The 8,836-nt window shown below is 56.9% G+C and carries 6 protein-coding genes and 2 pseudogenes; 5 read left to right on the top strand and 3 right to left on the bottom strand.

Annotated elements, in window-relative coordinates; genetic code table 11:
• Positions 1–542, top strand: a pseudogene (locus tag AC0QUY_RS41665) (hypothetical protein); the annotation flags it as partial.
• 263 nt (positions 543–805) lie between these two features.
• Here AC0QUY_RS41665 and AC0QUY_RS41660 read toward each other — a convergent pair.
• The 3 genes from AC0QUY_RS41660 to AC0QUY_RS41650 all read right to left on the bottom strand — a co-directional run bounded on the left by AC0QUY_RS41660 (position 806) and on the right by AC0QUY_RS41650 (position 4,400).
• Complete coding sequence (locus AC0QUY_RS41660; RefSeq protein WP_161855526.1) at positions 806–2,971, bottom strand: peptidase domain-containing ABC transporter; 2,166 nt, start codon at positions 2,969–2,971, stop codon at positions 806–808.
• A 31-nt stretch (positions 2,972–3,002) separates the two neighbouring features.
• On the bottom strand, positions 3,003–4,088 hold the full coding sequence (locus AC0QUY_RS41655) for an HlyD family secretion protein (protein ID WP_161855527.1): 1,086 nt from the start codon (positions 4,086–4,088) through the stop codon (positions 3,003–3,005).
• A gap of 159 nt (positions 4,089–4,247) precedes the next feature.
• A complete protein-coding gene (locus AC0QUY_RS41650) occupies positions 4,248–4,400 on the bottom strand; it encodes a hypothetical protein (protein ID WP_161855528.1) in 153 nt (50 codons plus the stop codon).
• A gap of 970 nt (positions 4,401–5,370) precedes the next feature.
• On the opposite strand from AC0QUY_RS41650, the gene AC0QUY_RS41645 reads away from it, so the two are divergent.
• The 4 genes and pseudogenes from AC0QUY_RS41645 to AC0QUY_RS41630 all read left to right on the top strand — a co-directional run bounded on the left by AC0QUY_RS41645 (position 5,371) and on the right by AC0QUY_RS41630 (position 8,546).
• The gene (locus tag AC0QUY_RS41645; RefSeq protein ID WP_161855529.1) at positions 5,371–5,520 is read left to right on the top strand and encodes a hypothetical protein; all 150 of its coding nucleotides are present in this window, start codon (positions 5,371–5,373) and stop codon (positions 5,518–5,520) included.
• 242 nt (positions 5,521–5,762) lie between these two features.
• Positions 5,763–5,912 (top strand): annotated as a pseudogene (locus tag AC0QUY_RS41640) (transposase); the annotation flags it as partial.
• A complete protein-coding gene (locus tag AC0QUY_RS41635; protein ID WP_246738312.1) occupies positions 5,882–6,949 on the top strand; it encodes an IS3 family transposase in 1,068 nt (355 codons plus the stop codon). The pseudogene AC0QUY_RS41640 and the gene AC0QUY_RS41635, both read left to right, overlap by 31 nt.
• A gap of 1,117 nt (positions 6,950–8,066) precedes the next feature.
• Positions 8,067–8,546, top strand: a complete 480-nt coding sequence (locus AC0QUY_RS41630) for a hypothetical protein (protein WP_161855531.1) — start codon at positions 8,067–8,069, stop codon at positions 8,544–8,546.
• Positions 8,547–8,836 lie beyond the last annotated feature (290 nt).

Raw genomic sequence — 8,836 nt, 5'->3', positions numbered from 1 at the left:
CCATAGAGCACCTCTTCTCGAATCAGGTGCCCATCAAAGAATCACAAGCGATTCTAGCGACTCAAGTTTTTCGGCTCAGTGCACCTCAAAAAAATGTGGGTAATCGTAAGCTTCGCCGGAGGAATACACAGCTCGTCGCGCTGATCCAGGAAAGTCTGTCGGTGGCGCACAAGACTGGCGCGATCGGCCCCAAGGACCTGGAGCGGGTGGTCGTTGCAGCCCAAGGCAGTTGCGCATCCGACCGACGCGCGGCTGATGCATCGGGCCATCATCAAGCTCGTTGGGCTCGCCAAGCGAGGGACGATCCTGGCAAGGTCTTCATCAAGCCCGAGTTCCTCTTTCAACTGCTGATGCGCCTGTTCGCAAATCCATCGTGCCTTGCCTCACACAAGTGGGGCGGAAAAAAAAGAATCAACGGACCGCCGCCTCAGCCTAGCCTGCCGGCCGTACGCCACGCGATCGTCGGTCTCATACTTCGACCGCTATCTCAGCAATGCCCACACTGCAGAAGACGAAGCCGTGAAAAACAGTACCGTCAGTGAATCTGCCAAAGTAGTGCTAGGTTGCGCGCAAGCACGCCATGTGGACGCGCGGCGACCGTTAGGGAGCGCCGATCGCCTCGAGCCAGCCATTTGAAATCGTCGTGTTCGTCATTCATCACAGGAGGGCCGGGGCGCCGAGACGTGATGATCAGGTAGTGCCTGTGTCGAGCCTGTCGGCATTATCTCGCGCCAGCCAGCGATGCCCAGGCATCGACCCGCAACCAGAGCTCGCGAACAATTGGGCCCAATGTCGCGATGAACCATCAGCTGCAACTTAAGCCTCCTCCGGTTTGCGTCTGCCACAAGCGAGCATAAGCGCTTTCAGCCAACAGATCAGTATGCCTGCCTTCCGCAACGATACGGCCCCTGTCCAAAACGACTATCTTGTCGGCACCACGGATCGTGCTAAGCCGGTGAGAGATCACTACGATAGTCTTGCCGGCCCGGCGCAAATTTTCAAGGAGCCGGTGCACAGTGGCTTCGGCAATTGAATCGAGAGAGGCGGTCGGTTCGTCTAGGATCAGGATTTCCGGATTCCGGTATAGAGCCCGTGCCAACGAAAGGCGCTGCTTCTCACCGCCAGACAACCTTATGCCATTTTCGCCTAGGTTGGCCTGGAAGCCTCCGGGCCAATGCTCGATTACCTCGCGCAGCCCAGTTTGGTCGCAAATTTTCATGATCCTCTCGATCTCCGGTTCGAACTCGTCAAGTGCGATGTTCTCAATCACCGAGCCCGAGAATATGTCGGTTGATTGCGGTACCGCAGCAACAAGCTTACGCAGGGATACGGCCGAGAAGTGCCTGAGGTCATGGGGGCCGATCCGGATACATCCCCCCTCAAGCGGGTAGATGTTCTGCAGCAGCGCTGCAAGGGAACTCTTGCCGGAGCCGCTTTCCCCTACCACGGCCGTCATCTCGCCTCTGCGAAACGTGACGCTGAGATCTTGAAAGAGCTTGGGCTGTGCGCCATGACGAAACGTGACATTCTCGAAGCTAATATCACCTAGACCGGATTTTGTGACATCAGCGCCTCCGTCACGTGCCGGCTCAAGGTCAAAAATCTCAAACAGGCGATCCGCCGCGATAAAGGCGTCCTGCACAACTCTGTTAGTTTGGATCAGGTTGGTGACTGGGCGGGTGATATAGCCGAGCAGCGCATAGCACGAAAGCAGTTCACCCGGAGTGACGGTCTGATCCAGCACAAGCGTCGTACCGAACCACATCAGCAGGATCGTGAACAGAGTTGAGAGGAACGTAGAAGCGTTGTCTCCAACGATCGAGATGAGGCCGGCACTGTAGACCGACTGCAGCGTCCTAACGAAGCGGGTCTCCATCTTAAGGCAGGCACTGTTCTCCATCCCGAATGTTTTGATCGTAGAAACAGCTCCGAGTGTTTCCACCAATTGCGCCTCCAGATCGGCGGCATTCTCCATGATCGCGCGCTGGCGCTTGCTATTCAGCCGATTAGCGGCCCAATATACCAGCGAATATAGAGGAACCGAGATTGCCGCCACCACAGCGATCTTCCAGGAGTAGAGGAACATCAACCCGAACGAGAACAGTATGACCATGATGTTGACGAAGATTGTGATGGAGACCTCGTTCAAGAAGCTCCTGATTTTCACCGCGTCGTTCATCCGGGAAACGATTTCTCCCACTCGCATGCTATCGAAGAACTTTTGGGGTAAGCTTAGGATGTGATTGTAGTAGCTGAGGATTAAGCACACATCGATCTTCTGCCCAGTTTCCAGGACGAGCCGGCTTCTAAGGAGACTGATAAGGATTTGTGGCACCAGGATCAGCAACATCGCAACGCTCATGAGGTTCAGCAAGTTGCGGTTGCCCGATGTAATCACGTGATCTACGATCTTCTGTACGTAAATGGCCGTCGAGAGACCCAGAATGGTGGTTACCAGTGCGCCGACGATCGCCTGCGCCAGCGCAGCTTTGTGTGGCGCAAGCAGTCGGGCGAAGCGAAGAAGAGTTGAGGTGGTCTCATCGCGGCGCTTGAAGGTATCTGCCGGAACCAGGAGCACCAGGACACCGGTCCACTGCTCTTTGAATTCTTCATGCGACAGCTTTCGAATTTCACCAAAAGCCGGGTCCATCACGGTGACGCACCTCGCGTCGATCGCCTGGACGACCACGAAGTGATGCAGGACGTCCTTGATGATCACATGCGCAATAGCGGGCTTCGGGACCTTGTACAAGCTGTCGAAGCTGCCCTTGACGCCTTTAGCAATGAAGCCCAGCTTTTGGGCCGCCTGCAAAAGACCCGCCACCGTAGTGCCGGAGCGGTCGGTTGAGGCAAACTGTCGGACACGAGACAAGGGCAATTTGCAGCCATAGAAGGCTCCAACAGAAGCAAGGCTGACAGCCCCACAATCCGTCATGTCCCGTTGCTTCAACTTGATGATCTGCCTCGACATAGTGGCTCACTGGCTCTCGAATAATCAATAGTTAGCGGGCAGCCAAGAGGGGGTTGAGCCAATCGTCGAACTCAGTGTAGAGGAGTTGCAGCAAAGTGCGCTCAGCGACGAGGAAGCGGGCTCGCACAGTCATGCCCTTCTTCAGATGACCAATAATTCCGTTTTTGAGTACAAGGTAACTGCGAGAGAGCTCGCAACGGACCTTGAAGACCGGGTTCTTGTCCAGGAGGATGAAGTCCTGCGCCACGTTTAGCACTTTCGCGTCAATTCCCCCCCACTGATTGTAATTGAAAGCATCGACCTGGAGCCGCACCGCCTGCCCCAGCTGCACGAAGCCGATGTCTTTGGGAGAGACGTAAATTTCTGCCACCAGTTCGCCTTCAGGCGATATCCAACCCACGGTTTGCCCTGCCTGGACATAGCTGCCTGACGACAGGCCAGAGAATTGCTCGAGCGCGCCGGACACGGGAGCGCGAATGCGGCTCAGGTCGCGTTCGCTCTCAAGTTGGTGCAGACTCGCAGTGAGCTCCTGAAGGCGGAGGTTTGTATCGAAGAGCTGCTGATTCCATTCGGCGGATTTGCTCCGGGCAAGGATCTCGCCTTTTACCTCGAGGCTCTGCAGCGCCAAGGTCTTTTCCTCAACCGCCTTGGCAGGCGCTGCAGCAACGGAGAGGAGACGCTTGGCCCGCTCGAGCTCCACCGCGGCATTGCCGCGGGCATATTGGTTCTCCCGCAACAGATTGAGAAAATGCAGCCGCTCGGCCTCGGCGGCCTCGGTCCGGAGGCGGATGGGAGGTTCGAACTGCGCGCCAGAAGAGATCAGGGCCTGGAGATCGATGGCACGATCTCGCTTCAGACGGATTTCGTTCGTTAGCGTACCGATTTTTTCCTCAATGACCTTGTCGTCGAGAACTAGGATCTCCCGGCCTTGTTCAACCCGATCGTTCTCGACCGCAAGAACACGGGAGACGCGCCCGGAAAGCGGCGCAATCAGGGGAGTCTTCTCAATTGTGGGACGAATAGTACCGGCACTTTGAACAGAAAGCGTGACAGTAATGATCGGCAGCGACAACATGGTCGCAACGACAAACAGTACTAGCAGCCTGTAGATTGCCAATGATCGCCCTGATCCTCGCGACAGGATACTCTCCGCGGTGCAACCGACCACTTCCGGAGGCAGTAACGCATCAGTCATAGTAATCACGCTATAGTGCGATTAGCAGGCCCAACATGCCGATCTCGCTTGAGCACCTTCGAGGGATGCGCCACCTATCATTCACCGGACCAAACGATCAACGCCCATCTCCCATGCAGCTACAGCTGCGAACATGCCTGCTGCAAACAATCCGAAGACCCGCCCTCCCGAGGTCGCGACTGCTTCGCCAACGGAGAGTTCGGCCAGATTGTAATATGGCACATCGAGCTTCATTGTTTGTCTCATCCTGAATGGGGAACAGTGCAGGTCGGCAGCTTGCTCGGTCACCGAGAGACGGTAAGGAAATCTCAGACCCACAGCGCCCACATTCGTCCTGCTCCAGAGCGACGAACTGTTAGCGACGCACGTTGAAGAGGTATTCCAGCCGTAGCTGCGGCGCGAAAGCCCTTCCGTCGCAAAGAACTTTTATCATCATGAAGAGAGCCAGCCTGGAGGATAGGTAGCTCCGCCACAGACTGGCTCCCTAAGTGGCTTTTCTGCGCGTGCTACTTATGCGCTCTGAGGCTGCTCGGGCGGGCAGAAAACTGGCTCGATCTTATAAGTACCTTCTGGAGTTGGCGTAATTAGCCAAGCGCACGGATCTTGCCCTCCCGCAGCAGCACACGCTTCCTCGAGAGTCAATTCGGTTACACCATAAGCTGACATATTCATGCTTTTTCCTTTCGCACAGTCGGCGGTCAGGAACTGCTGCCGCCAACGCAGGGTATTCAAATCTCGTGCCAAGCGCTCAGGAAAGCCAGCAATAAGCGGCTCTGCGTCCGCAGAGGCTTAACCGAACTGTGCTGCAGACCGCGCGAACATTACGTCGCATGTCAAGTCATGGCATTCTTGTCGCAAACGCGACCCTATTTGTTGCTGATGCGGCTCCACAGCATATGGCAGCTGCACGTGCCGACCGGCAGACAAAGCCCGAGTGTCCGAACCGGGCAAGACAAATAGATCGCAAAAACGAAAGGCCGGCGCGATGGCGGGCTCCATCATCTTCCCTAGCTTGCTGCGCTCAACTAAACTACTGAACTCGAGGCCGGTCGTGATGTCCGCCGCCCTCCAAGCGGTGCGCAGAGACTTGCTCGGAGTGGAAGGCCGAAGCGAGCGCATTGCATTAAGCTATCGAACAGCTTTCTTCTTGGCGTAGTTGGCACGGTCTTTGATAGCTGCTCCTCATACAGAAAAGGAGACAACAATGAAGACCGATATGTCAGCCTTTGGCGTAACCGAACTAACTCCTCAAGAAGCATCTGCAACTTCGGGAGGCTGGTTTTGGGCGATCGTGGCAGTGTTGGCGGGCCTAGCAGCATCCATCGCCGCTGGCGGCCTCTTGCCTAAATCTTGAAGCCAAAAAGAGAATGTGGTCCTAGCTGTCGCGGGATGCTGCCGCGCCTGTGCGTTTTGAACCGCAACTCTAGGAAGCGGGTCTTGGTCGCATGGAGTTAGAGCCCATCTGATCGAGCGCTCCTAATAGCGGCAACTTTGACTGCCAAGCTGGAGGCTGAGCGGGGCGCGCTCACTGACTGACCTGCCACTGAGTATTTCCTCCAGAAGGAGTTAGAGTCCGGCCCGAAGAAGGACGGACTGGTGAAGCGAGCAAGGTTCACGGAAGAGCAGATTATCGCGATATTGAAGGAGCATGAGGCTGGGGCGAAGACGGCTGAGCTGGCTCGCAAGCATGGGGTCTCCGAAGCGACGATCTACAATTGGAAGGCCAAATTCGGCGGCATGGACGTTTCCGAGGCGAAGCGGCTGAGGGCCTTGGAAGAGGAGAACGCGAAGCTGAAGAAGCTTCTGGTCGAGCAGATGCTCGATACGGCCGCCCTTCGCGAGCTGCTTTCAAAAAAATGGTAGGGCCCGCCGCCAAGCGCGCTGCGGTCGCGCACCTGCAGGCCGTCATGAGCCTGTCGGAACGGCGGGCCTGCTCGATCGTGGGCGCGGATCGGAAGATGATCCGTTATCGCTCCAGCCGCCCTGCGGACGCGGCTCTGCGCGGCCGGTTGCGCGATCTTGCCAACGAGCGGCGGCGTTTCGGCTACCGCCGGCTGTTCGTCCTGCTGCGGCGGGAGGGCGAGCCATCGGGGATCAACCGGATCTACCGGCTTTATCGCGAGGAAGGGCTCACCGTCCGTAAGCGGCGGGCTCGCCGCAAAGCTGTGGGGACCCGTGCCCCGATCCTGGTCGAGGCAAGGCCCAACGCGCGCTGGTCGCTGGACTTCGTCCACAACCAGTTCGCCAACGGGCGGCGCTTCCGCATCCTCAACATCGTCGACGACGTCACCAAGGAATGCCTGGGCGCCATTCCGGAGACGTCGATCTCGGGGCGGCGTGTTGCCCGCGAACTGACGGCAATCGTCGAGCGACGCGGCAAGCCAGGAATGATCGTGTCCGACCATGGCACCGAGTTCACCTGTAATGCCATGCTCGCCTGGAGCAAGGACACAGCGATCGACTGGCACTTCATTGCGCCGGGCAAACCGATGCAGAACGGCTTCATCGAGAGTTTCAACGGCCGGATGCGCGACGAGTTGCTCAACGAAACCCTCTTCTTCGATCTCGACGACGCCCGCGCCAAGATCGATGCCTGGGTCGCCGACTACAATCTCCGGCGGCCTCACTCGTCGCTGAAATACCTTACCCCAGCGGCCTATGCCGCCCACCTCACCGCAACGGACGATCGGCTACGCAACCCGGACCAGCTCCGCCGATCGCCCGTTGCTCCACCCGCGCCACTTGGCGTACAAAACCCCGAGACTCTAACCGCCGCTGGATGAAAGTTCAGTGGCAGGTCAGATGCCTTTGGCCATTTGGAGGCTCTGTTGAGCCACCTGTTTGGGTTATAGAGAGCCCTTGAATGAAATAAGATGTGAGCTTCTACGAACCGGAATTGACCAAATGTCAATGCCGGTCAAGCCGAGGTAATAGAAGGTAACTCAAGATACGCAGGCAGATGATGGCTGCGGTTTACAGCGGCCGCGCTCCCGCATGGCCGAACAGCGATGCTTCGAAGTGGCTCCCTCGCTGTCAGCCGCGCAAACGTCGATCGCAAGCGTCATGCGCGCCTCATAAGCACGATTTCCTCCGCGGAGGGTAGGACGCCATTGCTCGCTATTATCGCTGAAGCCCCGAATTATCGAGATTTGCGTCCCGGCCTCTCTCAGGCAACGCCTCGTGTCGCAGTCAACTATCAGCTTAGGCAGTTGATCGAAATGACAAACATAGGATTAAATTGATTCCAGGGAATGCGTTTCGCTGAACACCTCACATCCGTAGTTTTCAAGCGCGGGACTAAGGCAGGTGGCCAGGGCGGGATAAACCGAGCTTCCAGATCTACGCCATGGCTTGACGAGGAGCCGCAATTTGCCGGCGAGAGCTGCCGTGTATTGACCCGTCACGTCGTCCTCGCGAAGCATTTCGTCCTCGGGTTGACCAGGCGAACGGAGCCTGATGCCCCTGCAATTCCATCGCGCTGTCGAAGATATGGAAATATGGAGTGCGAGCAGCGACGGCTATTCGTTCGTGATCAGCTTCCAGAGCCCGACCGATCCTGGCTTTCGCGGAAAAGGTTGGGCTACATCGCCTCGTCGCGTCCGCTTGACCAGAGCCGTGGCTCGATCAGGATTGTCGGCTCGCCGCTCCAAAGTACTGAGGTCGAGGATGCGTGCAACAGCATGCTGAATTACCACCGAGACTGACCTGATTTCCGCTTGCTGAAAAATTGGAGCCTCGTAGAAAATGCCGCGGTCGCTCCGAGTGCCGCCCAGGATACTCGATCGAATCTCACCACACTCATTATGTAAAGGCTTTGGAAAATATGCTAGGAGCCGCTGCAAAACCAACCGAAGTCGATCCTTAGGAAAAGTCACTAGCGGGAATCATGAGTGGTGTACAATGAGCAGCAGACACCTTGACGATGAGTACGACCGCGAGGAGGCCGAAGCGATTGCCGCGGCACTTTACCTCACGCCCGATGAACTAAATGAAATCGAGTATGCGATACACGAGATCGCCAACGACGACGGGCTGGTTTACGGATACGGCGTAGAGATCAAAGAAGGAGCCCCGCAGTACATCCTCGACAAGCTCGCGCGGCTGCCCAGGCGGGGCCACTTAGTGCTGATCCATTTGCATGGATACGCCTGCGACGCAGATCAAGAGCAAATGGAAATTGCGAGAACTACCGTTTACAAAGTGAAGCTCTACAACATCGCTACCGATGAAGTGGTTATCTCTCGGCGTATGGCCACCCAGGAGGGCGCAGCCAAGATGGGAGGGTGGACGATTGAAGGCACGGGCCATGTAGTTGACGTAACTGACCTAGAACCCGGAGAGGAATGGACACCTCGCGATTTCGATCCGATCAAGATATGACGTGCTCACGACTGAGCATCGGCTCATTTGGCTAGCGAAGCACTTTTCCTTCGGAACGCTGTTGGTAGCGGCGTCCTCGGACGCATGCTGACGCTGGCCAGGCGGGCGCTTGATCAGAAGCAGCATCAGCGGGGACCGAACGTCTATTCGCTGCGTCTACTGTCTAGGTGGTGTGGACTCTAAGGATTCCCTTTTAGGAGCAAATCAGATTCAAGGCTGCTTTTTGGGAGGCAGTCTTGGGTGTGATGGACCGGTTGGTTTTAAGCGACGCGGCGTGGGAGCGGATGGCG

This window comes from Bradyrhizobium sp. WYCCWR15520 (assembly GCF_056174665.1).
This window is presented reverse-complemented; position numbering and strand designations above follow the sequence as displayed.